Source organism: Acinetobacter tandoii (assembly GCF_008867985.1).
GTDB classification, from domain to species: domain Bacteria; phylum Pseudomonadota; class Gammaproteobacteria; order Pseudomonadales; family Moraxellaceae; genus Acinetobacter; species Acinetobacter tandoii.
Genome location: NZ_VXLD01000007.1, coordinates 16,152 through 41,775, shown reverse-complemented (window position 1 = coordinate 41,775; position 25,624 = coordinate 16,152). Strand labels below are relative to the sequence as shown.

Below are 25,624 nucleotides of genomic sequence, written 5' to 3'. Positions count from 1 at the left end.
TTCTAACACAAACATTACATATAACGTGCATTATATTAATCGTAGCAAAACTTAATATCTGGATTTTATAAATTCTAATAATTCTTTAAAAAGTTGATGCCATTCATCCGTTGGCTCCTGCACAAGAGGATGCCAGAAAAATTGAAACTTGAGCCCACCATCATCATTACAAAAATGCGTCCAATTATCTTTTAATATTTCTGTTGTGTAGCATACAAACACATGCCAATTCGGTCCTGATTCAGATGGAGAATGCAAACCAAGATATGAATGAATATTTGTAGATGAAATCCCAGACTCTTCATAAAGCTCTCGTATAGCGGCATCCTCTAGCTTTTCATTAGCTTCAACAGTGCCTTTTACAATTTGAATGCCTGCAATAGGATGTCTAAAAACTAATATTTCAATATTTTGACTTACATGCCTAAATATGACAGGTACTACTTTTTCTATTACAGCCATACTTAAAATTTTTATATAAAATTAGCTAATTATACCCTGCATTTGACTTAATCGGCATTATACAAAATATATTTATCTAAAGCGGTATACATCAAAGTATCAATTTTAAAAATTAACAAATATTTATGAGCCTTTTTCCTGCTCAAAAATTTTATCATTTTCAATAAATGCAGTAGATCAAAAAACACACTTAAACTTAATAATACTAGGTAAATCAACGCTCAGAACCCTTAATTTTATCCGCAATTTCTGTGGATAACCCTAGGGGTAAGTGTATTACAACTCTGTAAGCTTCAGCTTACATCTCTTCAAGCAGATAATCTCTATACCATTCACCACAAGATTTATATTATAAAGTCATAGAGAATATGATGTTCCAAAAACTCAAAACAACAATGATAAAGTCAGTACTAGGACCTGAGGTACGACAGAAGTTATACCGAATACTCGATACGAAAAAGCCCGACAAGAAGTCGGGCTTTTTTATTACAATACAATTTAATTGAGATTGATTAAATAATTTCCGCAGGATTACTTAATTCTGTCATTGGCCAGCGAGGAGTCGTCGTCACAGCTAAACCGTCTTGCTGCCCTGCTTTTAAACGCTGATAGCCTGCAAATGCGATCATGGCACCATTATCAGTACAAAGTGCAGGCTCAGCATAATAAACCTGCGCGCGAACTTTGGTTAAATCCGCTTCCAAGCGTTTACGTAAACGCTTATTCGCACTAACGCCACCCGCAATCACTAAACGCTTTAAACCTGTTTGTTTTAATGCTTTAACAGATTTTTTAACTAAAGTATCCACAATCGCTTCTTGGAAACTTGCAGCAATATCAGCATCACGGTTCTCATCACCCAATTTTTTCATTTGTACAGATACAGCTGTTTTTAACCCACTAAATGAAAACTCTAAGCCCTGATGCAACATTGGGCGAGGGAAAGCAAAAGCGTTAGGATCACCTTGCTCTGCAAGTTTAGAAATATTTGGACCACCTGGATATGGTAAACCCATCATTTTCGCTACTTTATCAAAGGCTTCACCCGCAGCATCATCAATAGACTCGCCTAGCAATTCATACTGCCCAATGCCATAGGCTGCCATTAACTGAGAATGTCCACCAGACACTAATAATGCGACAAAAGGAAATTCAGGCGGTGTCGCAGAGAGTAACGGTGCCAACATATGCCCTTCCATATGATGTACACCAATAGCAGGTTTATTTAAAGCAAAAGCCAAAGTTCGACCAAACAAAGCGCCTGTCATGAGCGCGCCCATTAATCCAGGCCCACGTGTATATGCAACCGCATCAATTTCGGATTTTTTAACGCCACTGTCCGAAAGCAATTGATTTAATAATGGGATTAATTTGCGTACATGGTCACGCGAAGCCAACTCTGGTACGACCCCACCATATTCTGCATGCAGTTTAATCTGACTATACAAAACTTGCCCGCGTAAGCCGTTTTCACTGTCATACAGTGCCAAACCTGTTTCGTCACACGATGTTTCTAAGCCTAAAACGATCATTAAACTGCCTACAACCTATATCAAATCTAAAGCGAAACCTATTATAGACTTGTGGTATGAGATGTAAATGAGTAAAATACTGACCTTCACTTGTGATCAAGGCAATCATGCTGAGATCTTATCCATAACTTAATGAGGATTCTTCATGCCACAAGTTAAATTGAAAGAAGGCGAACCAGTAGACGTAGCTATCCGTCGTTTCAAACGTTCTTGCGAAAAAGCAGGTGTTTTAGCTGACGTTCGTAAGCGCGAATTCTATGAGAAACCAACTCAAGAACGTAAGCGCAAAAAAGCTGCTGCTGTTAAGCGCTACCAAAAGAAATTGGCGCGCGAATCAGTTCGTACTACACGCCTTTACTAAGATTAATTTGTGATTGATTGACGACTTGGAAAAATAAATGACTACTTTAAAAAACCAAATAACTGAAGTTTTAAAAGCCACTATGCGTGCTAAAGAAATGGATAAGTTAACGGTCATTCGTAGTCTACAAGCAGCAATCAAGCAAATCGAAGTCGATGAGCGCAAAGAGCTTGACGATGCTCAAACTCTTGCGGTCATTGAAAAGCAAATAAAGCAACGTAAAGAATCGATCAAAGCCTTTGAAGGTGCTGGTCGTGATGATTTAGCTAGTAAAGAACAAGCCGAAATTGACGTTTTATCTCAATTTCTACCAGAAGCTATGACTGAGGAAGAGCTTGATTCTATCATTGAGCAAACAATTACTGCTCAAGAAGCTACTAGCATGAAAGATATGGGTAAGGTGATGAACTCTCTGCGTCCGCTCATAGCCGGGCGCGCCGATCCTGCTCTCGTTTCTGCTAAAATTAAAGCGAAACTCGCTTAATCTTTCAAAATATTCTTTCTTTATCGTTGAACTGCCTTAACAATAAGACAGTTCTTAGATAACAGCATTTAAGTCAAATTACACTGCACATTATATTTCTTCAAAATCATCATTTCTTTCGATGACATCACTTGTTGAATCACATCTTGTTTAGTTAAATTTCGATATTGCGCATCAAGTGAACTTCTATTCTTATCAGCCGCTATATATAGCTGATCAACATAACGCCCCATAATTCCACAATATCGCATTTGCTGTTCAGCAGTAAAACTAGTTTGCTGCGGATTAAGTTGCGAAAAGAACTGTCGAATATCCGCTTTGTAATTACGATTAATTTTATCTACCGTAACCACATAATCTTCGACACTCGCAAAAGCCGAACCACAAGAAACAGCAAGCCAAAGTGCTGCTAAAAAATGAACTTTATTCTTCATGTGAACCATTAAAAATCAAAACATGATTGACCGCCATCATACAGCGCCTACTATAGCAAAACTAGCATCGTTTATTTAATTTGAATAAATTCAGGCTTATATTGCTTATATGCTTCTTCAGTTGGTGCAGGTATTTGTCCTACAGTGACCGTACCTAGTCTTAGCCGAATAATATCTGGTAAATCTATACGATAGGAAAAAATAGGGCTTCCACATTCCTGACAAAAAACACGAGCTTTGTTTGGGCTATGAAAATACTCTTTTAGTACTTTCACACCACGTACAATTTCAAATAATGACTTTTGCAATGGGCTATTCCAACCAGCAAAACCCCCTTGGGCTTTTTGACAATGCTGACAGTAACATAAAATTGATTTCTCAATTTCCCCATGATATCGGTAACTGACTGTACCGCATAAACACTGCCCCTCTATCATTTTATCCTCCTATTATTCTTATAATTTATAATCTATTCATACACTAAATTCTGAGCTGACGCTCCTTTTGCATTTGATCAATACGCTGCTTTAATTGCGCGGACATCGCAACATTATCCTTCGCCAAGCGCTGTGCATGCAATAATGATTTTATTGCACCCTCTTCCAAACCACTCCAATACTCAACTTCAGCACGATAACGCAATACATTCACCGCTCGGAGTGGTGAAGCCACATCAATGTTCGCAGACTGTTGCAGTAAGTTCCACCCCGCAATATCACGTGGATTTTGATTCACAAAATTTTGCACTAAATTATTGGCTTGTGCGGGTTGCTTTTGACGAATCAATACTTCTGCCAGTTTATATGCCAAAGCACGATTCTCAGGCATAATTCGCGCGGATGATGCAATCGTCTGATAAGCATCATCTAATTTATTTTGACCAAGATAAACATCTGTTTGAATTAAAGTCAGTAAATTATGTAACTTATTTTGTTTTTTGAGCTGATTGAGCTGCGTTTGAGCCAATACATAGTCACCTTGCTGATTATAAAACGCAGCCAAAGCCAACTCTCCTGCAAAGCTTCCTTGTTTTACAAGGTTCTGCAATTGCAATTCAGTCGCTTGATTCGTAATGACTAAAGTATACCATTTTAAAATTTCAAAATTTTCATCACGCATACTACCTTTAACTTGAGGTAACTGATTCGCACGTAAACGCGCTTCACTCATACGCTCTGTAGTTAAGGGATGGGTTAACCAAAAATCTGGCAAGAAACTGACTCGACTGGTTGCTCGGTGCATCACCTCAAAGTAATCTGCCATGCTTTGTGGGTTATAGCCCGCAGCATACATATACTGCATACCTATACGATCAGCTTCACGCTCTTGATTTCGACTGTACGTCAGTTGTTGATCCATTAACGCAGCTTGAGAACCCATCATCACCGCAGCCCCAGCATTGCCATCTGCCTGTGAAGCCACCAAAGCCCCAACAATAATGCCCGCTAAAGCCAATAAGCTCTGCCCTTTAAATGCATCTTGAGAACGACTGTAATGTCGTTGTGTAACATGCGCAATTTCATGCGCCATCACCCCTGCAATTTCATCCATATTGCGCGCAGAAGTAATCATGCCTGTATTTAAAGCAAATAAGCCCCCAGGCACAGCAAAAGCATTAATTTGAGCATCATTAACCAGAACCAAACCAATGGGCTGCCCCAACTGAGTTTGACTTAAAATATTTGAAAATACTGATAAAAGCTGGTCTTCAAGCCACGTATTATGCGCAACAGGTAATTGATGCTGCACTTCACGATAGACTTTTTCACCAATCATTTTTTCATTTTGGCGATCAATTAAGCCTATCCCACTGCCAATTTCAGGAACATTAAACTGAGGAGAAGATGAAAAGTGCGCTGCATCAGCCCATGCCATATGAGCCATTGCACACAAACTACCAATGACGAAAAACCGTTTCAATGTTACATCTCAAAATATTATTCGTTCTGAACAGACTATAACATTGAAACAACTTATGATTTGCAATGATGTGTTATCAATATTTTAAAAGTCAGGATTCACCAAATAGCGTGGTTGACGTCCATCTAAAGCATCGACTAAATTACGATAAGCAAGCTCAGCCATTTTCTTCCGCGTCTCTGCTGTTGCAGAACCTACATGTGGCAATGTCACCACATTGTCTAACTGAAATAGTTCAGACGTTTGAAGTGGTTCTTTCTCGTAAACATCCAAACCCGCAGCAAAAATTTTACGATCTTTCAAAGCTTGAATTAATGCTTGCTCATCAATCACTGAACCACGCGCGATATTCACCAACACCACATGCGATTGCATTAAGTCAAACTGCTCAGTAGAAAGTAAGGCTTTTGATTCAGCATTCAAATCAACTGCAACCACCACAAAATCCGACTCTTGCAACAGTTGCTCTAAAGAACGGTATTGTGCATTGAGTGGCTGTGCCATTTCTAATTTTTCGTGGCGATTATGGTACAAAATATTCATATTAAAGCCATATAAACCACGACGTGCGATTGCTGTCCCAATATTACCTAGACCAATAATTCCTAAAGTTTTCCCATGAATGTCTTGGCCAAACTGCGCTTGTGATACTGTACGTTTCCATTCACCACTTTTAGTCCAATGATCTAAATATGGTACTTTACGCGCTGCACTCATGAGCAAGGTAAATGCCAAATCGGCGGTAGTTTCTGTTAATACATGTGGTGTATGACTTAACCAAATATTTTTTTGATTCAGATAATCTACATCGTAGTTATCATAACCAACACTAACACTTGAAATAATCTTGAGCTGTTGCGCTGTCGCCAAATTACTTTGATTGAGCAATCGACCCGCACCAATCATACCGTCCGCATCTTGAACATGCTGTTGAATTTGTTGATTCACATCACCCTGTTTAGGGTCTATAACCACAACATGGTATTGTGCTTTTAAGCGAGTTAAGATTTCAGGGTCAATTTGGCTAAAAACAACAACTTTTTTATTCATCAGTCATCCGTGTATTGAGTGATTTTTGCATAAACTGCCACAAACGTTTTTTCAAAATTGGCTGATCAAGCATTTCTTGCAAACTCGCCAATTGATGCAGATCTGCTTGTTGTAAATGAGGTATCTCTCCCAATGCAATCAGATCTTTGTCTACCCCCATACCATCAATAAATCCTTGAACATAACTGGATGCCCCACGGCCATCTTGCATTTCAGCTAACGGAAATGGCCATTTCAACTCATGATATTCGGTGGGTATGGCACGTTGTATATTTAACCATAATTCTACTTGCGACTCGCTTAAAGTAGAAGCATCTACCACAATCAAGCATGATGCTGAACTGATCGCCTGCAACTCAAATGCCTCAATCTGAATCGCAGCTTGAGGAACAGCTTCTAACGGTTCAATTGAGACAACCTGAGTATTTTGATGGCGACTTTCTTTTTCAGTTTCAACAAACTGAGTTAATGTCGAATCAATTTCACGAATATCTGGTGGACTAAAAGCTGGGACCTCAATCTGGTTTTGAGGCAGTTCTACCATTACTTCTGGTAAAGCCTGATCACGCCACAAAGAAGATGGCTGAGTTTGCTGCACGCGAACGCTATGATTAGGAATCCAGATATCGATTCCCATCGTTGCCAATATATCTCGCTGGTGCCACATCATGCCTGTGTTCAACATTTCAATCTTTAGCGCTATTCTAACGACATTCGCATCATTTTGCTGTGCTTTATTAAAGCGCTCACCAATATCTATCAGATCTGCACTACACCCCAATCACATAATCATTAAACTATTTTTCTTCTGCATCTGCTCAACAATTTCTGCAGTTTCAAAACCAAAACGCCAATACAACAGCTCCAACACATCTAATTCATCTTGGGTAATAATACGATCATTCCAAAGACATAACTCGGCAATACCCAATATAATTAGACGATCACGTAAAAGCAGTCCCGAAATATCATGCACAATTTCTGCAAGATCAATCGGCTCATCAGATATTTCTTCGTAGATATCCAGCTCATCAATTGTCAGGATTTTTTTTAATATGCGCTCACGAACAGTGAGCTGGTTATCACTATTAATCTGCTGTACATGTAGCAAGGCATCAATCAAACGAACAATTTGCGGCTTCACTTCATCTAAAGCTGTTGGAGTATGCGCAGGCAATAAGTTTAGTTCATATTTTACCCGCTCAAGTAATAATGCATCCAATAATCCAATCTCTCCATCTTCTTGAATAATGAGTGCCAGCTTAGTGACAAATTGACGAGCAATAGTCGCTGGCATTCCGCCAATATTGGCACATGCTTCATGAAAAATAGATAAATGCACACGCCCATCCAAATGAAGCAATGCATCAATAATTGCACGGCTGACTTCCGCTTCGGCTGGAATAAACTCACGATATTGACGGATCATGAGAATCGCAACCATCACCTCGCGTGAACCTGTTGCAGTTTGCAATGCGCGCTCAATCAACTCTGGGCGCTGCATAGAGCTCCGCACTTCGGGATTCAATGGTTTAATTGCATCTTTAATAGCAAAACTAATTGGAGATAACCGCAAAAGAGGCAAAGGCTGAGGTGAACTCCAAGGGGTATGGTATTCAGCATTAGTTTCCTCTAATGGGCGAAACAAACCAAATAAAGGCTGATTTTTTAATCTTTTTAGATTTTCTAGCTGTAAATCCTGCACCAACCCAGGATTCATTTCATAAATCCGCTGCTCAATACTTGGATGAATATTCATCCAACTTTGCGGACTTAGTGAATTAGCAAAACACATATGTGAAATTGATTCAGAATATTCACTGTGAATTTGTGAACCTGCATGATGAACATAAATACGTAATAGCGTCTGGATATTCGCGTTATTTTGAATCAGTCGCTTGGTTTTTAAATCATTTTTAAAGGTACGACTACCTAAAGTTAAATACTTAATAAATCGTGTGATTAAGACACCCAAACTTCCTACCAACCAAATGACACCACCCAATGCCACTAAAATAGTTTCGAACTTCTGGGGTTGATTATATCCACGACGACTAAAGCCTAATTTCGCAACCTTACTCCCCCACTGACTAAAAGTGGTTAAGCCACTGTATAAAATTTTTAGACGGGTGTTGTCCGCAGTTTCCCCAGATAAAATTTGATTAAATTCATGGCTTAACAAACCAAATAACTCAGATTCATCTAAGTTTTGTAAAGCCCCCCAAGTCAGAATAATCGCGATATCACGAGGCAAAAAGCCTGCTGTAAGTGCATTCACCCCAACTTCATCAGGCAACACATATACAGCTGGTGTATCAATAAGGAAACGCTCAGAAAGCTGCTCTGTGATCTTTAATGCAATAAATTCTTCTGGAGTGCTTTCTATCAGACTCAGTCTTCTTGCACGTAATTGTTTTGCCAGCGAATGCCCACCTGAACGAAACACATAAAATTCATACAGAATAGACGAGCCAATAATCAGTAACAGTAAAATAATGACGTAGGGACTAAGCTGATGCCAAAAAATAGATTGTGATTGATCAAAATAATAAACCAAAAGCCCCAAAACAGTATTGAGAATAAACATAGTCAAAAGAACAGCCAAAGCACAAATACTGGCAGTCCACATCATATTTTTATTTTTGATCAAAAAGCCACCTATTTCTTTCAATGTAAAATTCCTTTATTACATTGTAATTCAGCCACATCATAAATGAAAAAGGCGGGAAATACCCACCTTTTTCACGCAAAATCGTTGAAAATTATTGCTCGGTCACACCTGTTAAATCAACAGATGCAGCATCAATATTCACATCAATATAGCCATCTTTCGATTTCTTAGCTGTATCGCTACGCTTTTGCTCCAATTCATCTAAATATGCTGCATCAATACCACCAGCTACATAAATACCATCAAATACAGAGCAATCAAAGTCTTGTAAATCAGGAACCTTACTGGTGCGAACCGCAGCTTTTAAATCTTCCAAATCTTGGAAAATTAAACGATCAGCTTCAATAATCTCACGAATTTCTTCGACACTACGCTCTGATGCAATCAGCTCTTGTTTCGCAGGCATATCAATGCCGTACACGTTTGGATATTTCACCATTGGTGCCGCAGAAGCAAAGAATACTTTTTTGGCACCAGCATCACGCGCCATTTGGATGATTTCATTACACGTTGTACCACGTACAATCGAGTCATCCACCAGCAATACATTTTTATCTTTAAACTCAAGCTCTACAGGGTTCAATTTTTGACGAACTGATTTTTTACGCTGTTGTTGACCTGGCATAATGAAGGTACGACCGATATATCGGTTCTTCATAAAACCTTCACGGAATTTTACACCAAGAGTATTCGCCAACTCTAATGCTGAAGTACGTGATGTATCAGGAATTGGAATCACCACATCAATGTCGTGCTCCTCACCCCATTCGCTAAGAATTTTGTGTGCTAACTTCTCACCCATTTTTAAGCGAGCTTTATACACTGAAATACCATCAATAGTTGCATCTGGACGTGCAAAGTACACATATTCAAAAATACATGGGCGATATTGTGGGTTTTCCGCACATTGCTGTGTAAAAATTTCGCCATCAGCATTAATGAAAATTGCCTCACCCGGCACAATATCACGCTCAACTTTAAAACCAAGCGCAGTAATTGCTACAGATTCAGAAGCAATAATATATTCTTTCTCGCCCGTTTCTGTTAAACGTGAACCGTAAATGAGTGGTCGAATACCATTTGGATCACGGAAACCAACCAAACCCTGACCCGTAATCATGGCAACAACACCATAAGCACCTTTACAACGCTCATGAACACGTGAAACCACATGGAAAATATCTTCTGGCGTCGGCTCTAACTTACTGCGCTTTTGCAATTCATGCGCAAAAACATTCAGTAAAACTTCCGAATCCGAATCAGTATTCATATGACGCAAATCTGTTTTAAACAAATCGTCATGAATTTCTTCGGCATTGGTCAAGTTACCATTGTGCGCCAAAGTAATACCATAAGGAGAGTTTACATAGAATGGCTGCGCTTCTGCACTGCTTGAAGAACCCGCAGTTGGATAACGCACATGACCGATACCATAATTACCAAGCAAAGCTCGCATATGGCGAGTATGAAAAACATCACGTACCATGCCATTGTCTTTACGAAGAAATAAACGTCCTTCATGGCAAGTTACGATCCCAGCAGCATCTTGTCCACGATGTTGTAACATCGTTAATGCATCAAACAACATTTGGTTAACGGGTGATTTACCAGCTATACCAACAACTCCACACATAGCAACCTCGCAGACAAGCTAGGATTAATAAAAAGGATTATTTGTTGAATTGCCTGAACGCGAATGATCTTTTGGCGCTGGTTCAGACAAAGAGTGAGAAGATTTCTGAGCATCTTCCGACTGAATATGTTCAAGCGCTTCGTGCGCTGCATCTTTAGACAACTGGGCAGCCCAAGGCGCATAAGGCAATAAAGATTGAACCATTTTGGATTGCTTCCAATGTGGAGAGCTTTCTACCCATGGACTTAAACCTTGCATTGTAATTAAAACCACCATCAGTCCTTTGAGTGTGCCAAATGCACCACCCGCAAGACGATTAAGCGGACCTAACTTCAAGGTACTTAAAACACTATTCAACAGTGCTGTTGCGAACCAAGTTAGAACAACAATGAGCAACACAATAAAGGCAAACGCCGCAATTTTCTGAACCACTGGATCTTGACTGAGAGCACCCATTGAAGGAGCGATGATAGCGGCATATTTTGCACCGACAATCAGTGCAAAAATCCAACCCACCAAGTTCGCAAAGGCTTTAACAAATCCTTGTCGCAAACCGTTTAGCCCTCCAATGAGCAAAATGATCAGTATGAAGATATCAATGGTATTCATTTTGCAAGCATAGCATCAACACAATCTTTAACCAGTTTAGGTCCAGTATATATAAGGCCACTATACACCTGTACAAGTGTTGCGCCTGCATTTTGTTTTACTAGTGCTTGTTCGCCTGCCAAAATTCCACCCACACCAATCAATGGCACTTGACCATTTAACGCTTGAGCAAACGCAGATAGACATGCCGTACTCTTCTCAAATACAGGCGCACCAGACAATCCACCAGCCTCATCACCTTGTGGTAAATTTTCTACGCCTTCACGAGATAAAGTCGTATTCGTGACAATTAGCCCATCAATTTTATTCGTAATTAATTGTTGCGAAATAAAGCTAATATCTTCAGGTGTTAAATCTGGCGCAACTTTTAGTACTAAAGGTACATAATGTTGATGCTCATCGGCCAATTCGAGTTGACGTTTTTTCAAGGTCACCAACAAGTCAGTCAGCGCATCACCACTTTGTAAACTACGTAGGTTTTTAGTGTTCGGAGAGGAAATATTTACAGTGATATAAGACGCGTAGTTATAGACTTTTTCTAAGCAAATGAGATAGTCGTCAACTGCATTTTCGACAGGTGTATCAGCATTTTTACCAATGTTAATTCCTAACACACCTTTAAATTTAGATGCTTTTACGTTTTCAATTAGTTTATCTACACCATCATTATTAAAACCCATACGGTTAATAATGGCTTGTGCTTGTGGCAAACGGAAAAGACGCGGTTGGGGGTTACCTGCTTGTGGACGCGGAGTGATCGTTCCAATTTCAATAAAACCAAAGCCGAGAGCAGCCAAGGCATCAATATAAGCACCATTTTTATCTAAACCTGCCGCTAAACCAACAGGGTTTGGAAATTCAATACCCATACAAGTCACAGGCTTTGCTGCAACATGTTGGCGCATCATTCCCATCGCATGGGCTGATTTCAGCAAGGATAATGTTAGCTCATGTGCACGCTCTGGTGCTAAAGAAAACAACAAAGGGCGGGCTAGAGAATACAACATATCTAGAAAAGTCTACTGCTTTTTAGGTCGGTATATTATAGGCGTAGCCCACCAAAAACGCCATGCTTGGCAACTGTTTATTTTGACCTATTATTGTAGTGTAGCTGTTAATTTAATCTGTCCAGCATTAGACTGAAGTTCCATTTTTTCAATACTTAAACCCATCTGGGCTAATTGAGTGAGAAAATTCGCCAGAATAGAATAATTTGCATGACTCACAACAACTTGAATTTGCTCCCCTACTTGTTGTGAAGCAACTCCCAATCCTTGTTGTTGTGCAGCCCGCTGTACTTTTTCTGCTGCACTGAGTTGTACATCCCCTGCTGGCTTCATGGTGACCGCATTACTTTGCATCCACACCACTAAATCTTTCAACTCGCTCACCCTTTGCTGTTGATATTCCGCTGCTTTATGCATATACCATAAAGCCGATCCCACCGCCGCAACCAATACAAAGACCATAGTAAAAATGACCATGACGCGCTCGCGAACAGACAAACGCTCTAGATATTGTGTGAATTGCTCAACCCAACCATCCAATCTATTTTGAAATTTTTCTATTGCATTCATTATTGTATTTTCACCGAACCAATTACCCCAGAACCATTTGGCTGAATATTACCAAGCTCCACTTTAAAGCCTTGTTGATTCAATTGCTGTGTCAAATTTTGCAATACTACCGATGAATTGGCTTTTAAATCTAAATTAAGAACTGATGCATCATACGAGACACGATCTGCGATGATTTTATTCTGCATCAATACTGGACCAACTCGACTCAATAATTGTAGTCCTGCATTTTGCCCCATTTGATTGGTCCGCATCTGAAACTCAAATTGACTTTTCAGCGTCTGCTCAGTTACTGGATAATTTTGTCCAAACCAATATTTAAATTGCGATACTGCTTGCAGTGCTGTTTCATCGGCCACCTTTTTATTTTTATACCAGCGACTTGCATCGTAACCAAATTGAATAATTAAAATTGCGAATAAAACAGCTGCACAAGCTTTCCAATAACCAGAAATTTTTGCTTCCGATTTCAACTTTGGTAAAACATTAAAAGGATGTTGTTTCGGCTTTTTCAGTTCCGTGAAGTGATATTGAAATCCATGAATCTGATCTTGCGTTACGCGAGCCTGCAAACTATTCAGTTGCGCTATATTTAAATTAGAGGAGGTATAAAGTCGTGACACCTCTTGATAATCTAGATAAAGTGGCAAATCATCAATAGAACACCCCATCCATTCACTTTCTCTTGCCAATAAACGCCCATGTAAATCCAACAAAACTGTTTCATCTGCCTGTTGAGGCTGCGGTACTGCATAAAAGTCAGGAAGAAGCGCAGTAATTTTTGTAGGCAGTAAGGAAAGCGAATGCTGCCATGTTTCTACCAAATGTTGAGAAACCCCCAACAATGTGAGTTGATCTGGATTATGAAAATGATGCAAGATTTTCATACTATCAACAGGGAATACAATATACTCCTCTAACAGATACTTGATACCTTCTTGCCCCAGTTGTTTATAATTTGCCTTACTCAACTGCTGTTGTAACATTTGCACATGGCGGCTTGGAAAAAAAACAGTCGCTTCTTGAGCAGCAAAAGGCTGCAAATCTTGAATCAACTGTTCCAAACTCAAAGCACTTTGCCAGAATTCCCCTTGCGACCACTGCCATGCCTCATTGGCTTCTGGCATCCATATATACAACATTTATTTTTATCTGCCGTTTAGAATAATTTAAGCTTGAGGAATAAAGTGCTTTTGAACCGTTGATAAACCTGCTGCAATCACACTTTGATCATAACAGCGGGCTTCTGCCAACGAAAAAGGATGAAAAGGCTCGGCCGTCAACAATTCTTCTATATGTGCCACAACATTCATATGGCAAACCACAACAATTGACTCATAAGGCAAATGCGACAACCATTCTACTGCTATACGCGCATCATCATCTGGTTTAATTGCATTACAAAGTAATACTGGCACACCTTTAAAATGCGTTTGGATATGTGCCAAAGTTTCTTGTGCCCTTAATAATGGACTCACAATAAAAATATCAGGCTGCACAACATCTTTTAAATAATCTGCTGTTTCTTGTGCCTGTAAATGACCACGTGCAGTAAGTGGTCTTTTCATATCATTACCGTCAATTGCTGGTGCGGCTTCGCCATGACGAACCAATGTAAGTAACATAAAATTTCCTTATTATTTCAGAACACTCAGCAGCATGATCAAATTAAAATTCTGCAGGCGTCTAATTTTCAAGTATATACAAGATTTATGACAATTCTAACGCATTCAATTCATCAAACTTCATGGTGAGGCAGTACGAATTCTACATCACTACGGTGACCATTTTTCATTAATGAAACTGCAATAGATAAGGGCGGAGCACCTTCAAAAATAACATCATACAATGCACAGGTAATTGGCATATAGACATCCAACTCGTGCGCTCGTGCGCGAACTTGAACAACCGTATTAATCCCTTCTGCGGTTTGTCCTAATTCCTTGGTAGCTTGCTCCAAGCTTTTTCCCTTTCCTAAGGCATAACCAATCTGATAGTTACGACTCAGTGGGCTATTACAAGTAGCAAATAAATCACCAACCCCTGACAACCCCAAGAAAGTTAATGGATTCGCACCTAACTTCACTGCAAAGCGACTCATTTCAGCCAAAGCGCGAGTTAAAATCATACTTTTGGTATTTTCACCTACATTATAAGCGGCCGCCATTCCCATTGCGACTGCATAAATATTCTTAAGTGCACCACCCAACTCTACCCCATGCACATCATCACTGGCAAATACACGGAATAATGCACTGTGTAAGGCTTGCTGCACAGCATAACGCACTAATTCAGAGTCACTCGCAATAACGGTACCTGCAGGCTGTCCAGCAACAATCTCTTTTGCCAAGTTTGGACCTGAAAGCACACCAAAAGGAATTTCTGGTAATTCTTGCTGAATAATATCGCTCATAAAGCAAAATGTTTTCGCTTCAATCCCTTTAGTTAAAGACACCACAGCTTGTGAGCTAATAAATGGACGAATCTGCTTAAGCACATCGCGGAATGAATGACTTGGAATGGCAACCAAAATAATATCGCGATCACGTACCGCTTTTTCTAAATCTGAAACAGCAACCAAATTTTGTTCTAATTGAAAATCTGGTAAATAACGTTGATTTACGTGAGTACGGTTAATTTCTTCAGCAATCGCTTCATCACGAATCCAGATCATGGTATCGCAACCATTCCGCACAGCCGTATTGGCCATTGCTGTTCCGAAACTACCCCCACCCAATACCGTGACACGTAAAGCAGTTTTGCGGTCAATATTTACAGGTTCTACCAAATCACTAAAGTTTAATTCAGACATTTATTTTTATATCCCAAAATGGATCTAACTTATTTATTCCAAGTACTTACATAGTCGGCAGTATTTATTTCAGCCCGGGCAGGAATTGCCTTTGCTGCTGTACCGACATAAATAATCCCTGAAATAAGATCATGCTCCGTTAAGCCCAAGGCCTGTTTTAATAATTTTGATTCAACAACCGCACCACTTCGCCACATGGTCGAAAAACCTTGCGCTTGTAAAGATAGTAAAAAGTTTTGAATTGCTGCACCTGTACTTAAAGTTTGCTCAAAATTAGGAACTTTTATATGTTCTTGAAACTTGGTCAGCGCGAGTACCAGCAAAGGTGCGCGAAATGGATGATTCTTAACTCTATCAAGTTGAATTTGATCTTGCTCGCCCAAGTCTGCTAATGCTTGAGACAATAATTGCCCAAATGCTTCACGTTGCTCTGACTCTATCACTACAAATCTTGTAGGCTTTAAACGATGATGGTCAGGTGCTGTTAATGCTGCCTGAAATGCCAACTCCAATTGCGCTGCATTAGGTGCAGGCTCAACAAGATGTCCAATTGACTGACGTTGATGAATATTTTGATGAATAAGGTCAGCTGTTAAATCCGTCATTGATTCAAAGATCTATACATAAATACTTCAGCAAGAGTATCACAATATTTTCATATTACTCTAGCCAACTGAATAAATTGTCACTTCAAAAACCCTTTTCACATTGCAATAAAATAAAACTGCATTTTTTATACAGCATCCACAGCATGATCATGAAACCATTGCCTCAGAGGTTTCTTGTGATGAATGGGAAAAATATGAATAAAATTTTAACTTTAGGCACAACTGCATTATTCACTATCTTATTAACAGCATGTGCATCCACACCCACCTCTTCGACTGTAATTCAAAAAGAAAATAATCAATTTGAAGTTACAGGACTAGGTAAAACTAATATTGTCGCTAAAAACAATGCCATTGAAGCTGCAAACAAGACTTGTAAAAACTCAACGCCTATCGTTGTTAGTGAAAAGACTGAATACAATGGTGCCTTAAAAGGTGTTTTTGATGAAAAAACTGGCCAAATGATTCAATCCGCTGCGGATGTAATCGGCAGTATTGCAGGTACCAATACAAGTATTGCCAAAGATACAGATTATCAGACTGTTTTGACTTTTTATTGCAAAGCAAAATAACACTGTCCAATTCACCATCTAAATACAATAAAAAAAGGGTTAGCTTTAATGCCAACCCTTTTTTAAATTTAACATGGAATTAACAATACCCTTCTAAACGGGTTAAAGGTAACTTTTGACCAATTGCTTTTTCAATTTCAGGTAAATGGAATGCATCATCTTCGGAAAGGAAGCTGATACTTACCCCACGTGTACCCGCACGTCCTGTACGTCCAATCCGATGCACGTAATCATCAGACTGCTCTGGCAAAGTAAAATTAACCACGTGTGACACACCATCTACATGGATACCACGCCCTGCAACGTCTGTTGCAATCATAATGTTATGCTGACCATTCTTAAATTGGTCTAACATTTTCAGACGTTTGTCTTGAGCAATTTCGCCCGATAACATCACTACTTTATAACCATCGCGCTTTAAGGTGTCGTATAACTTACGAACTTGATCACGACGGTTGGCAAAAATCATGACTTTTTCAATCGGCTCGTCATGTAAAATGTCTTGTAGCAATTTATATTTATCAGACTTTGCAACCATATACACACGTTGTTCAACATCTGCATTAGTTTTCTTTTCAGGTTCGATTTCTACCGTCACTGGCTCAAATAACCATTGTTGAGCCAAGTTGAGAACATCATAACTAAATGTTGCAGAGAACATGAGGGTTTGACGCTGTTCTTTACGTGGTGAATAACGCACAATTCGCTTAACTGAAGGAATGAAGCCCATATCCAATAAACGGTCTGCCTCATCAATCACCAAAAATTCTATTTGATCTAACCAGACTTCTTTTTGCTCTACAAAATCAATCAATCGTCCTGGTGTAGCCACAATAATATCAACAGGTTTTTTGTCGAGTTGTGCTTTTTGTTTATCAAAATCCACACCACCCAGCAAAGTCACTAAATGTAGGTCAGTAAACTTAGTTAAATGTTTCGCATCACTTTCAATTTGTAAAGCCAATTCGCGTGTAGGTGCCAAAATTAATGCACGTGGTTCACCACGGAAACGCTGTTCCTTAATTGGATTATTAAGCAAATCATTGATGACACTGACTAAAAACGCAGCCGTTTTTCCTGTTCCAGTTTGTGCGCGACCAATCGCATCATGCCCAGCCAAAGTAAATTTAAGCACCTTTTGCTGGATTGGCGTCATTTCCTTAAACCCTAAAGCATCAATCGCTTGTTTAAGTTGCGGGTGTAAATTTAGGGTTTCAAAACCAGATGACATAAATACGTGCTCAAATTAATGAATATTGAAAAACAGGGTCATTATAAACAAAAAACGCCCCAATATACATTGAGGCGTTTCGAAGAATCTTTAGCGTATTAGTCTAAAGGTTGAACTTCTTCAGCTTGGAAGCCTTTTTGGCCTTTCACAACGCTGAATTCAACACGTTGGCCGTCACGAAGTGAACGGTGGCCTTCGCCTTGAATAGCACGGAAGTGAACGAATACATCGTCACCGCCATTGCGTTGAATAAAACCAAAACCTTTAGTGTCGTTGAACCATTTAACTACGCCTTGTTCACGAGCTGTCATAAGTTAATCCTCATTGTATTTAAAAGAAGGACCACCCGGTGTTGCAAACAGCAGAGCAAACAAGGTTTAAAAACATTTATTATTTCTAAGCTTGTAATCATTCTGTATAACTATTAACAAAATCCCGGTTACATCCATTTGTAGAGTATGGGTTTAAAACAATTTATAGTTGTGTTAAATCCTCAATACGGCATCGAGCTTAACATGGGTTTATGACAATTAATAGAATTTTTTTTACTTATTCCATATCAAATTTAGTATTTTTTTTTCGATACTTATTTATGACCAATATAAACATAAATATAGTTTTACTGTGATTTAAGTTGGGGTTTGGCATTAAATTTGCTAATATTTGGCGATGTATCCTGATATTTCTCACTTCATATGTCGAATCAAAGCGAATGTGACCTCATTATTGATGCAATGGGTAAACCTTGTCCAATGCCATTACTCATGTTGAAGCGTTCTTTAAAAAATTCGCCGCATGGTCGAGTCTTACTCAAGTCCTCCGACCCGCATAGCCAAATTGATGTAACACGGTATTGCCAAATGCATCAGATGACCTGTGTAGTGCAAAAAATTTCAGAGCATGAATACCATTACTTAATTGAATCTTAATTATTTTCAATTAAACTAAATGGTTTCAATTTGGCATAAAAAATTACATAACACTACCCAAATTTCCTTAATGTGTGAGCGTATTGGCATTAAGATGAAAGGTAGTGGAACATCAATGTCCAATTTTATTAAGGAGTACCTATGAGTGACAGCAGCAATCAATTGATGCCCCTGTCATTATCTGCACCAGGTGTAAACCTTGGGGCATATATTAGTACTGTCAATCAGATTCCAATTTTAACAGCCGAACAAGAAAAAGAGTTGGCTGAACGTTACTACTACGACCAAGACCTTGATGCAGCCAAAATGTTGGTAATGTCACATTTACGTTTTGTCGTACATATTGCACGTAGTTATGCAGGTTATGGATTGCCTCAAGGTGATCTTATTCAAGAAGGTAACTTAGGCTTAATGAAAGCCGTAAAACGTTTTGACCCAAATATGGGCGTACGTTTGGTCTCCTTTGCGGTGCATTGGATTAAGGCTGAAATCCATGAATACGTCATTCGTAACTGGCGTATTGTCAAAATTGCAACGACTAAAGCCCAACGTAAATTGTTCTTTAATTTACGCAGTCTAAAAAAATCAAGCAAAAAATTGACGCTTGAAGAAGCGCAATCGATTGCAAACGATTTAAACGTGACTCCAGAGCAAGTTCTTGAGATGGAAGGTCGTTTAACTGCTTATGATGCTGCATTTGAAGCACAGGGCGATGATGACGATGAAGGTTCAACCCATGTCGCGCCTGCTTTGTATCTAGAAGATAATCGTTACGATCCTGCTCGGTTGGTTGAAAGTGAAGATTACGAAGAACAAAGCACCTCTGCTTTACATGAAGCCATGGAGCAGCTGGATGATCGTTCACGCAATATCTTACAACGTCGTTGGTTAGATGATGACAAGTCTACCTTGCACGAATTGGCTGCTGAATATAACGTCTCTGCTGAACGTATTCGTCAATTAGAAAAAAATGCGATGGAAAAAATTAAAGTCGCTATGTCATCCAATTAAGTTTTCCGTTTTTAAAAGGCACAATTTCAAATTGCGCCTTTTTAACATTAACACTTTGACAATGTCACATTTCGCTTTTTTACCTTAGAAAGAATATGCTAAGGTTATGGGCAAATTTGTTCAGGTCATCACGACTTATGTGGATTGCAATCTCTGCACTTAATTTAGCAATTGCTGTCATGTTAGGCGCTTTTGGTGCACATGGTTTAAAAGCGCGTGCAACTGAGGCCCAATTGACTTGGTGGCACACTGCAACAGATTATTTTTTCTATCATGCCTTGGGCTTATTGGCGCTCGCCATTTTGGCAAAAGTCGTTCCCCAACTTCCAATTAAAATGAGTTTTACTCTTATTCAAATTGGAATTTTCTTCTTTTGCGGCTCATTGTATGTCATGGCTTTGGGATTACCTCGCGGCTTAGGTGCCATTACCCCTATTGGTGGTGCCCTCATGATTGCTGGATGGCTGATTCTGGCTTGGAATGCTTTCAAATACGCCAAATAAAGTCGCAAATTTTCGGGAATGAAACATGCAAATTTTTCTGAATGGTGAAGCAAAAGACACCACGTGCTGCAATCTTTTACAACTGGTTCAGGAATTAGAACTTGAAGGCAAACGCTTTGCAGTTGAACAAAATGAAATGATTATTTCTAAATCCAAACTCGAACAAACCCCAATTTGTGATCAAGATCGCATTGAAATTATTCAAGCCGTTGGTGGCGGCTAATTCGGAGCTCCCATGGAAGACACCCCTCTTATTGTTGGTTCAAGAACCTTTAACTCACGCCTTTTGGTGGGTACAGGTAAATATAAAGATTTAAATGAAACTGATTTAGCCATTCAAGCCAGTGGTGCCGAAATTGTCACGGTGGCTATTCGTCGTGTGAATATTGGGCAACACCCTGATCAACCCAATTTACTTTCTGTGATTCCACCAGAAAAATATACCATTTTGCCGAATACAGCAGGCTGCTTTGATGCAAATAGTGCAATCCGTACCTGTATGCTGGCTCGTGAACTGTTAGATGGTCACAATCTGGTAAAACTGGAAGTTTTAGGGGATGAAAAAACTTTATATCCGAACATTACTGAAACTTTAAAAGCAGCACGCACACTGATTGATGATGGTTTCGAGATTATGGTATACACCTCGGATGATCCTATTGTCGCGCAAGAATTAGAAAGCATGGGTTGCGTTGCAATTATGCCTTTAGGCAGTTTGATTGGTTCTGGTTTAGGTATTTTAAACCCGCATACTATTTCAATCATTAAAGAAAACGCCAAAGTTCCAGTGTTGGTAGATGCTGGTGTAGGTACAGCCAGTGATGCTGCGATTGCAATGGAATTAGGCTGTGACGGCGTACTGATGAATACTGCGATTGCTGCTGCTCAAAATCCAATTTTAATGGCATCAGCTATGAAAAAGGCAGTTGAAGCAGGACGTGAAGCATTCCTTGCAGGACGTATGCCACGTAAACGTATGGCAAATGCCAGTTCCCCTGAAACGGGTTATTTCTTTAAATAATACTGCACTTAAAATGGATTCTTCGGAATCCATTTTTTATACTTTCTATAATCTTTTTATAATGAAAGTTCAGAACATCATGCTAAAAAATATACTTGCTCTTACACTCGCAGCCTTAAGTTCCTCAGCATTCGCAGCTTCAGAAACTTCTGCTTCTTCAAAGTTTGTGCCACAAGGTTGGAAAATTTTGAAAACAACCACTGGGGATTTGAACCGTGATGGTCAGAATGATACCGTCTTGGTTATTGAAGAAAACAATCCAGAAAATGTGATCGCCAATGCTGGTTTAGGCAGTTCTGTACTCAATACCAACCCCAGAACACTGCTTGTTTTATTTAAGACCGCTTCAGGTTACCAATTAATAAGTAAAAATGAGCTATTGCCTAGTGAGAACGATGCCGAATCCCCTTGCCTTGCAGACCCACTAGAAGATGGCGGTATTACCATAACTAAAGGCTTGCTAAAAATAAGCTTACATTATTGGTTAAGCTGCGGTTCATGGTATGTTACCAATAATAGCTATACCTTCCGTTATCAAAATAATAATTTCAATTTAATTGGTTTTGACAGTAATGATTTCCATCGTGCCTCAGGTGACATCACCGAAAAGAGCATTAATTTTTCTACTGGCAAAGTGAAAACTACCACAGGTAAAAATGAATTTGCAGACACTTCACAACCTGTGAAAGTTCAGTGGAGTACACTTAAAAATAAATATCAGATTCAATTACAAGACATAGATTTTACTGAATATGCCGAATATCAATAAAAAACGCCTCTTCACGAGGCATTTTTTAAACCAAACTTTTAAGCAATTATGGAATTAAGCCTTCATCACGCATCGCCATTTGTACAGACTGACGCTCTGCAACCTTATGGCGTATACCAATAATGTTCTTATAAGGTGTTAAATCGTGCTCAATCGAATTTGACCAATTTGTTAGCACAAATAAATATGCATCTGCTGGCCCAAAATTATCATCGACCAAGTAATCATGATCAGATTCAGCAATAGCATTATCAATATAGGTCAATAAGCGATCAATTTCTGCATAGGCTTTGGTTTTAGCCTCTTCCGATAAAGGTCCACCAAAGAATACAGCATAGGCATCATGCAACTCAGAGTTGAGGTAGCCCAACCATTCCAGCACTTTGGCACGACCTAAACCTGATGGTGGAATTAAATCCTGCTTAGGATCATGCTGAGCAAGGAAAGGTAAAATTGCCACATTTTCAGTCAGAATTAACCCAGGATTAATTTCTAAGGCAGGAACATAACCTTTAGGGTTAATTGCATAATAATCTTCACCTTTTTCAGTTTTATGGGTTTTTAGGTCTACGCGAACCAGATCAAAATCGACATTAATTTCATTTAGAATAATATGAGATGCCAGTGAACATGCGCCTGGGGAATAATAAAGCTTCATATATAATCCTTGTTATCTAACTTTTCACTTTTTTAAATTGCTTCTGACAAACTTTCAAGCGATCAGACCTGTAAATTGCAAAAACGTAACCGTTCTATAAAACATATAAAAACAATTACCTTTTGAATATTGTTCAATTTCTAAATTTTTTCAAGTTAATCCTGTGTGCTTTTTTATTGCTAGATGTTTTAACATACACATCCTTTAAATTTTATGAAGTGCCATAATGATTAACCTTAAAAAATCAGAATGGTTATCCAATATTCGTACTGATGTACTTGCAGGGATTGTCATTGGTTAAGCCTTGATTCCAGAATCTATCGCCTTTTCTGTTATTGCTGGTATTGATCCTCAGGTTGGTTTATATGCTTCGTTCTGTATAGCCGTGAGTATTGCCTTTTTTGGTGGACGCCCCGCCGTGATTTCTGCGGCAACAGGTGCAATGGCGTTGCTGATGATTACCTCGGTCAAACAGTTTCACAAGCATCCGAAACAAAGCAATGTCGTTATGCTGAGTGTAGTGCTCATTGTTTTAGCAACGCACAATTTGGCTTTGGGAGTCTTTGTTGGCGTCTGCCTTTCTGCACTCTTTCTTGTAAATAAACTGGAGAGTGAAGTTAAAGTTACATCTAAATTGATTAACGCTGAAACTTTGCAATATCCTGTTTCAGGACAAATTTTCTTTAGTAGTGCTGAAAAGTTTTATCAGTTTTTTGATGTCTCAACTTCTGCCAAACATGTGATTCTAGATCTGACCCATGCACATGTCTGGGACATTACTTCCGTCAATATGCTGAACACCATCGTGCAAAAGTTTCGAGATCAAGAGTGGTGGGCTTAAATGAGGCCAGTAGTACCCTGATTAACCGCTATAATCCGCTTTGATGTTTCTATCTCACTAAAGAGCTGTTTATTCAGCTCTTTTTCTTCACCCTTCAAATCACCTATAGATTTCATTCAATAAATGAACTTTATAATTCGATAAAAGTCGAAAAAAAGAGATTTGAAAAACTCAAAAATAATTTAATTGCCGAAATAACGGTAAATAATTTGACTTGCTAGTCTCAGGATTTAAAATACCGCTTTCGAATTTTTACATTTGCCAAAGTTATGTCAACCGATCTATTAGAACCGCAAGTCGTCGAGCTAGACAACTTGAATGAGCATCGTGAAATTGTGACTTTTATGCGTCGCTCTTCTCCGCTGAATACTTCTCAACGTACTGCGCTTGAACAATATGGTCACTTAATTTTGGAATATCCAGTTGGTGATTTACGTCAACATTTTGAACACCCTGAACGCCCATTAACTGTTGAAATTGGTTTTGGTATGGGACGTTCACTGGTGCTTATGGCAAAAGCCAATCCTGAACGAAACTTTGTCGGGATTGAAGTCCATGTTCCAGGTATTGCTCAATGTGTATATGAGGCTGGCATGGCGGGTTTAACCAACCTCCGTCTTTTAGATGCCGATGCAATTCAAGTGTTGCGTGAAATGCCAGACAACAGCATTAACGCTGTGCAACTTTACTTCCCAGACCCATGGCAGAAAAAACGTCATTTCAAACGTCGTTTCGTGTCACATGACCGTATGCCGCTGGTTGAACAGAAGTTAGAAATGGGTGGAACATTCCACGCAGCAACAGACTGGGAACCGTATGCAGAATGGATGCTTGATGTGCTCGACAACCGTCCAAATCTTGAGAATATGGCAGGTAAAGGCAACAGCTACCCACGTCCTGACTGGCGTCCACAGACTAAGTTTGAACGTCGAGGACTGGAAGAAGGTCATAAGATTAACGACTTCTTATTTAAGAAAATTAAATAAGTTTTGTGTTTTAAAAAAATAGGGCTTAGTGCCCTATTTTTTTATTCTGAAATGATTAAAACACATGCCGAATTTCAACTGTCGGATCATGTGCATCTAAGCGTTTTGCCAAAATATGTAAACGTCGTGTCGGTACTGCGGGAAATAAATGATGCTCTACATGATAAAACATGTTGTAGGTCACTACGCGTTTGAACTCATTACGTACTGTACGTGCCATATAAATATGATCTTCTGTATCATGATGCACCGTCCATACCGCAAAAAAAGCCGTCATGCATTGCCCAATCAACATTGCACTGACATGGTATTTTAAAACACTGATATCCAAGACGATAAAAACCAAAAACAGCACGATCACATTGGCAATAAGCTCAGCAGACATCCACTTTTTCTGCGTCTTACTTCCAACCTCGAATGCTTTTTTATGCAACATCCACGGAAAAATAGGGCCAAAAAGCAAAGCTTGCCACCACTTCATGGTTGCACTTTTTGCTTCAATATCCTCTTCTTGCATACAGTGCTGATGATGTCGAAGATGATTAATTTGTACCGCATGCATTGAACCAAGCATAATAATACTTAAGACAAACATGACCCAATGCGTCGCGGGTCGGCTAATCCCTAAAGCAAAATGAAAGGCATTATGCACTTGTCTAAGCCCTGTTAAGAAAAACATAAACGAGCAAAACAGTGCCAAAAGATACCACTGAAAACTTGCGAAAATGAATGAGACCAGTAACCATGGTAAAGAAATGAGTAACTCACTGATGACATCAGTACGGCCTAACTGCACAAGATCTTTCCACTGCACCTGTTCTAATAATAAATGTGAACGCATACACCCTCTAATTGTTTGTATTTATTTTCAGAAGCACTCTACCTAATCCTAATGCATAAAAAAAGCCACTTTTTCAGCGGCTTTACTTGTTTTTCACAGGTACATCAGT

The 25,624-nt window shown here is 39.2% G+C and carries 30 protein-coding genes and 1 pseudogene; 11 read left to right on the top strand and 20 right to left on the bottom strand.

The annotated features are described in order from the left end of the window. Positions 1-51 precede the first annotated feature (51 nt). Both F4W09_RS11435 and tsaD read right to left on the bottom strand, forming a co-directional pair. Entirely contained in the window at positions 52-462 is a 411-nt protein-coding gene (locus F4W09_RS11435; protein ID WP_151504877.1) for an NUDIX hydrolase, read from the bottom strand. A 512-nt stretch (positions 463-974) separates the two neighbouring features. After that, positions 975-1,994 carry a tRNA (adenosine(37)-N6)-threonylcarbamoyltransferase complex transferase subunit TsaD gene (gene tsaD, locus F4W09_RS11430; RefSeq protein ID WP_151504876.1) on the bottom strand — a complete coding sequence of 340 codons (1,020 nt, stop codon included), beginning with the start codon at positions 1,992-1,994 and terminating at the stop codon, positions 975-977. A 145-nt stretch (positions 1,995-2,139) separates the two neighbouring features. Between tsaD and rpsU the strand changes: the two genes are divergently transcribed. Continuing rightward, positions 2,140-2,355: a 30S ribosomal protein S21 gene (gene rpsU, locus F4W09_RS11425; RefSeq protein WP_001136722.1), complete on the top strand. Its 216-nt coding sequence runs from the start codon at positions 2,140-2,142 to the stop codon at positions 2,353-2,355. Between the two features lie 37 nt (positions 2,356-2,392). Beyond that, positions 2,393-2,839: a GatB/YqeY domain-containing protein gene (locus tag F4W09_RS11420; protein WP_016167638.1), complete on the top strand. Its 447-nt coding sequence runs from the start codon at positions 2,393-2,395 to the stop codon at positions 2,837-2,839. A gap of 68 nt (positions 2,840-2,907) precedes the next feature. Here the strand turns inward: F4W09_RS11420 and F4W09_RS11415 are convergent, their stop codons facing one another. The 14 genes from F4W09_RS11415 to F4W09_RS11350 form a co-directional block, all read right to left on the bottom strand. Further along, complete coding sequence (locus F4W09_RS11415; protein WP_151504875.1) at positions 2,908-3,273, bottom strand: hypothetical protein; 366 nt, start codon at positions 3,271-3,273, stop codon at positions 2,908-2,910. A gap of 71 nt (positions 3,274-3,344) precedes the next feature. Continuing rightward, a complete protein-coding gene (locus tag F4W09_RS11410; protein WP_044740810.1) occupies positions 3,345-3,710 on the bottom strand; it encodes a GFA family protein in 366 nt (121 codons plus the stop codon). Positions 3,711-3,753: 43 nt separating this feature from the next. Continuing rightward, on the bottom strand, positions 3,754-5,157 hold the full coding sequence (locus tag F4W09_RS11405) for a M48 family metalloprotease (protein ID WP_151504937.1): 1,404 nt from the start codon (positions 5,155-5,157) through the stop codon (positions 3,754-3,756). Positions 5,158-5,277: 120 nt separating this feature from the next. Then, on the bottom strand, positions 5,278-6,243 hold the full coding sequence (locus F4W09_RS11400) for a 2-hydroxyacid dehydrogenase (RefSeq protein ID WP_151504874.1): 966 nt from the start codon (positions 6,241-6,243) through the stop codon (positions 5,278-5,280). Then, a complete protein-coding gene (locus tag F4W09_RS11395) occupies positions 6,236-7,024 on the bottom strand; it encodes a hypothetical protein (protein WP_418655089.1) in 789 nt (262 codons plus the stop codon). The genes F4W09_RS11400 and F4W09_RS11395 overlap by 8 nt, the downstream gene beginning before the upstream one ends. After that, a complete protein-coding gene (locus F4W09_RS11390) occupies positions 7,025-8,875 on the bottom strand; it encodes a M48 family metalloprotease (RefSeq protein ID WP_418655091.1) in 1,851 nt (616 codons plus the stop codon). A 130-nt stretch (positions 8,876-9,005) separates the two neighbouring features. Then, positions 9,006-10,547, bottom strand: coding sequence for an amidophosphoribosyltransferase (purF, locus tag F4W09_RS11385; RefSeq protein ID WP_151504872.1), 1,542 nt, complete (start codon positions 10,545-10,547; stop codon positions 9,006-9,008). 24 nt (positions 10,548-10,571) lie between these two features. Next, positions 10,572-11,156: a CvpA family protein gene (locus tag F4W09_RS11380; protein WP_151504871.1), complete on the bottom strand. Its 585-nt coding sequence runs from the start codon at positions 11,154-11,156 to the stop codon at positions 10,572-10,574. Then, the gene (locus F4W09_RS11375) at positions 11,153-12,163 is read right to left on the bottom strand and encodes a quinone-dependent dihydroorotate dehydrogenase (RefSeq protein WP_151504870.1); all 1,011 of its coding nucleotides are present in this window, start codon (positions 12,161-12,163) and stop codon (positions 11,153-11,155) included. Before F4W09_RS11375 ends, F4W09_RS11380 begins: the two co-directional genes overlap by 4 nt. Before the next feature lie 90 nt (positions 12,164-12,253). Beyond that, positions 12,254-12,733 carry a type II secretion system protein M gene (gene gspM / locus F4W09_RS11370; RefSeq protein ID WP_151504869.1) on the bottom strand — a complete coding sequence of 160 codons (480 nt, stop codon included), beginning with the start codon at positions 12,731-12,733 and terminating at the stop codon, positions 12,254-12,256. After that, a complete protein-coding gene (gene gspL / locus F4W09_RS11365) occupies positions 12,733-13,875 on the bottom strand; it encodes a type II secretion system protein GspL (protein WP_151504868.1) in 1,143 nt (380 codons plus the stop codon). Before gspL ends, gspM begins: the two co-directional genes overlap by 1 nt. Positions 13,876-13,902: 27 nt before the next feature. Next, entirely contained in the window at positions 13,903-14,358 is a 456-nt protein-coding gene (locus F4W09_RS11360; RefSeq protein WP_151504867.1) for a SixA phosphatase family protein, read from the bottom strand. Between the two features lie 113 nt (positions 14,359-14,471). Beyond that, the gene (locus F4W09_RS11355; protein ID WP_151504866.1) at positions 14,472-15,545 is read right to left on the bottom strand and encodes an NAD(P)H-dependent glycerol-3-phosphate dehydrogenase; all 1,074 of its coding nucleotides are present in this window, start codon (positions 15,543-15,545) and stop codon (positions 14,472-14,474) included. 29 nt (positions 15,546-15,574) lie between these two features. Further along, a complete protein-coding gene (locus tag F4W09_RS11350; protein WP_044740798.1) occupies positions 15,575-16,150 on the bottom strand; it encodes a nitroreductase family protein in 576 nt (191 codons plus the stop codon). A gap of 197 nt (positions 16,151-16,347) precedes the next feature. Here F4W09_RS11350 and F4W09_RS11345 point away from each other — a divergent pair, with 197 nt between their 5' ends. Then, positions 16,348-16,725 carry a hypothetical protein gene (locus F4W09_RS11345; protein WP_104442250.1) on the top strand — a complete coding sequence of 126 codons (378 nt, stop codon included), beginning with the start codon at positions 16,348-16,350 and terminating at the stop codon, positions 16,723-16,725. Positions 16,726-16,804: 79 nt separating this feature from the next. On the opposite strand, the gene rhlB is transcribed toward F4W09_RS11345, so the two are convergent. Further along, a complete protein-coding gene (rhlB, locus tag F4W09_RS11340) occupies positions 16,805-17,956 on the bottom strand; it encodes an ATP-dependent RNA helicase RhlB (RefSeq protein ID WP_044740797.1) in 1,152 nt (383 codons plus the stop codon). 98 nt (positions 17,957-18,054) lie between these two features. Then, positions 18,055-18,267, bottom strand: coding sequence for a cold-shock protein (locus F4W09_RS11335; protein ID WP_005177104.1), 213 nt, complete (start codon positions 18,265-18,267; stop codon positions 18,055-18,057). A 384-nt stretch (positions 18,268-18,651) separates the two neighbouring features. Here F4W09_RS11335 and F4W09_RS11330 point away from each other — a divergent pair, with 384 nt between their 5' ends. The 6 genes from F4W09_RS11330 (at position 18,652) to F4W09_RS11305 (ending at position 22,189) form a co-directional block, all read left to right on the top strand. Next, complete coding sequence (locus F4W09_RS11330) at positions 18,652-18,885, top strand: sulfurtransferase TusA family protein (RefSeq protein WP_016167621.1); 234 nt, start codon at positions 18,652-18,654, stop codon at positions 18,883-18,885. A gap of 141 nt (positions 18,886-19,026) precedes the next feature. Next, on the top strand, positions 19,027-19,896 hold the full coding sequence (gene rpoH / locus F4W09_RS11325) for an RNA polymerase sigma factor RpoH (protein ID WP_016167620.1): 870 nt from the start codon (positions 19,027-19,029) through the stop codon (positions 19,894-19,896). 137 nt (positions 19,897-20,033) lie between these two features. Then, positions 20,034-20,399 carry a DUF423 domain-containing protein gene (locus tag F4W09_RS11320; protein WP_044740796.1) on the top strand — a complete coding sequence of 122 codons (366 nt, stop codon included), beginning with the start codon at positions 20,034-20,036 and terminating at the stop codon, positions 20,397-20,399. A 25-nt stretch (positions 20,400-20,424) separates the two neighbouring features. Further along, complete coding sequence (thiS, locus tag F4W09_RS11315) at positions 20,425-20,622, top strand: sulfur carrier protein ThiS (RefSeq protein WP_151504865.1); 198 nt, start codon at positions 20,425-20,427, stop codon at positions 20,620-20,622. Positions 20,623-20,634: 12 nt separating this feature from the next. Then, complete coding sequence (locus F4W09_RS11310) at positions 20,635-21,420, top strand: thiazole synthase (RefSeq protein WP_016167617.1); 786 nt, start codon at positions 20,635-20,637, stop codon at positions 21,418-21,420. 79 nt (positions 21,421-21,499) lie between these two features. Next, positions 21,500-22,189, top strand: a complete 690-nt coding sequence (locus tag F4W09_RS11305) for a hypothetical protein (RefSeq protein WP_151504935.1) — start codon at positions 21,500-21,502, stop codon at positions 22,187-22,189. 46 nt (positions 22,190-22,235) lie between these two features. Here F4W09_RS11305 and gstA read toward each other — a convergent pair whose 3' ends face one another. Further along, complete coding sequence (gene gstA / locus F4W09_RS11300) at positions 22,236-22,847, bottom strand: glutathione transferase GstA (protein ID WP_016167615.1); 612 nt, start codon at positions 22,845-22,847, stop codon at positions 22,236-22,238. Positions 22,848-23,073: 226 nt separating this feature from the next. Between gstA and F4W09_RS11295 the strand changes: the two are divergent. Both F4W09_RS11295 and trmB read left to right on the top strand, forming a co-directional pair. Beyond that, positions 23,074-23,732, top strand: a pseudogene (locus F4W09_RS11295) (sodium-independent anion transporter). A gap of 225 nt (positions 23,733-23,957) precedes the next feature. Next, a complete protein-coding gene (trmB, locus tag F4W09_RS11290; RefSeq protein ID WP_016167613.1) occupies positions 23,958-24,674 on the top strand; it encodes a tRNA (guanosine(46)-N7)-methyltransferase TrmB in 717 nt (238 codons plus the stop codon). A gap of 55 nt (positions 24,675-24,729) precedes the next feature. On the opposite strand, the gene F4W09_RS11285 is transcribed toward trmB, so the two are convergent. After that, on the bottom strand, positions 24,730-25,515 hold the full coding sequence (locus F4W09_RS11285) for a fatty acid desaturase family protein (RefSeq protein ID WP_151504864.1): 786 nt from the start codon (positions 25,513-25,515) through the stop codon (positions 24,730-24,732). Between the last annotated feature and the right edge of the window lie 109 nt (positions 25,516-25,624).

Coding starts and splice junctions, on each gene's coding strand:
- F4W09_RS11435 (WP_151504877.1), bottom strand. CDS start 462: ATGGCTGTAATAGAAAAAGTAGTACCTGTCATATTTAGGCATGTAAGT.
- tsaD (WP_151504876.1), bottom strand. CDS start 1,994: ATGATCGTTTTAGGCTTAGAAACATCGTGTGACGAAACAGGTTTGGCA.
- rpsU (WP_001136722.1), top strand. CDS start 2,140: ATGCCACAAGTTAAATTGAAAGAAGGCGAACCAGTAGACGTAGCTATC.
- F4W09_RS11420 (WP_016167638.1), top strand. CDS start 2,393: ATGACTACTTTAAAAAACCAAATAACTGAAGTTTTAAAAGCCACTATG.
- F4W09_RS11415 (WP_151504875.1), bottom strand. CDS start 3,273: ATGAAGAATAAAGTTCATTTTTTAGCAGCACTTTGGCTTGCTGTTTCT.
- F4W09_RS11410 (WP_044740810.1), bottom strand. CDS start 3,710: ATGATAGAGGGGCAGTGTTTATGCGGTACAGTCAGTTACCGATATCAT.
- F4W09_RS11405 (WP_151504937.1), bottom strand. CDS start 5,157: ATGGCTCATATGGCATGGGCTGATGCAGCGCACTTTTCATCTTCTCCT.
- F4W09_RS11400 (WP_151504874.1), bottom strand. CDS start 6,243: ATGAATAAAAAAGTTGTTGTTTTTAGCCAAATTGACCCTGAAATCTTA.
- F4W09_RS11390 (WP_418655091.1), bottom strand. CDS start 8,875: ATGATGTGGACTGCCAGTATTTGTGCTTTGGCTGTTCTTTTGACTATG.
- purF (WP_151504872.1), bottom strand. CDS start 10,547: ATGTGTGGAGTTGTTGGTATAGCTGGTAAATCACCCGTTAACCAAATG.
- F4W09_RS11380 (WP_151504871.1), bottom strand. CDS start 11,156: ATGAATACCATTGATATCTTCATACTGATCATTTTGCTCATTGGAGGG.
- F4W09_RS11375 (WP_151504870.1), bottom strand. CDS start 12,163: ATGTTGTATTCTCTAGCCCGCCCTTTGTTGTTTTCTTTAGCACCAGAG.
- gspM (WP_151504869.1), bottom strand. CDS start 12,733: ATGAATGCAATAGAAAAATTTCAAAATAGATTGGATGGTTGGGTTGAG.
- gspL (WP_151504868.1), bottom strand. CDS start 13,875: ATGTTGTATATATGGATGCCAGAAGCCAATGAGGCATGGCAGTGGTCG.
- F4W09_RS11360 (WP_151504867.1), bottom strand. CDS start 14,358: ATGTTACTTACATTGGTTCGTCATGGCGAAGCCGCACCAGCAATTGAC.
- F4W09_RS11355 (WP_151504866.1), bottom strand. CDS start 15,545: ATGTCTGAATTAAACTTTAGTGATTTGGTAGAACCTGTAAATATTGAC.
- F4W09_RS11350 (WP_044740798.1), bottom strand. CDS start 16,150: ATGACGGATTTAACAGCTGACCTTATTCATCAAAATATTCATCAACGT.
- F4W09_RS11345 (WP_104442250.1), top strand. CDS start 16,348: ATGAATAAAATTTTAACTTTAGGCACAACTGCATTATTCACTATCTTA.
- rhlB (WP_044740797.1), bottom strand. CDS start 17,956: ATGTCATCTGGTTTTGAAACCCTAAATTTACACCCGCAACTTAAACAA.
- F4W09_RS11335 (WP_005177104.1), bottom strand. CDS start 18,267: ATGACAGCTCGTGAACAAGGCGTAGTTAAATGGTTCAACGACACTAAA.
- F4W09_RS11330 (WP_016167621.1), top strand. CDS start 18,652: ATGTCGAATCAAAGCGAATGTGACCTCATTATTGATGCAATGGGTAAA.
- rpoH (WP_016167620.1), top strand. CDS start 19,027: ATGAGTGACAGCAGCAATCAATTGATGCCCCTGTCATTATCTGCACCA.
- F4W09_RS11320 (WP_044740796.1), top strand. CDS start 20,034: ATGTGGATTGCAATCTCTGCACTTAATTTAGCAATTGCTGTCATGTTA.
- thiS (WP_151504865.1), top strand. CDS start 20,425: ATGCAAATTTTTCTGAATGGTGAAGCAAAAGACACCACGTGCTGCAAT.
- F4W09_RS11310 (WP_016167617.1), top strand. CDS start 20,635: ATGGAAGACACCCCTCTTATTGTTGGTTCAAGAACCTTTAACTCACGC.
- F4W09_RS11305 (WP_151504935.1), top strand. CDS start 21,500: ATGCTAAAAAATATACTTGCTCTTACACTCGCAGCCTTAAGTTCCTCA.
- gstA (WP_016167615.1), bottom strand. CDS start 22,847: ATGAAGCTTTATTATTCCCCAGGCGCATGTTCACTGGCATCTCATATT.
- trmB (WP_016167613.1), top strand. CDS start 23,958: ATGTCAACCGATCTATTAGAACCGCAAGTCGTCGAGCTAGACAACTTG.
- F4W09_RS11285 (WP_151504864.1), bottom strand. CDS start 25,515: ATGCGTTCACATTTATTATTAGAACAGGTGCAGTGGAAAGATCTTGTG.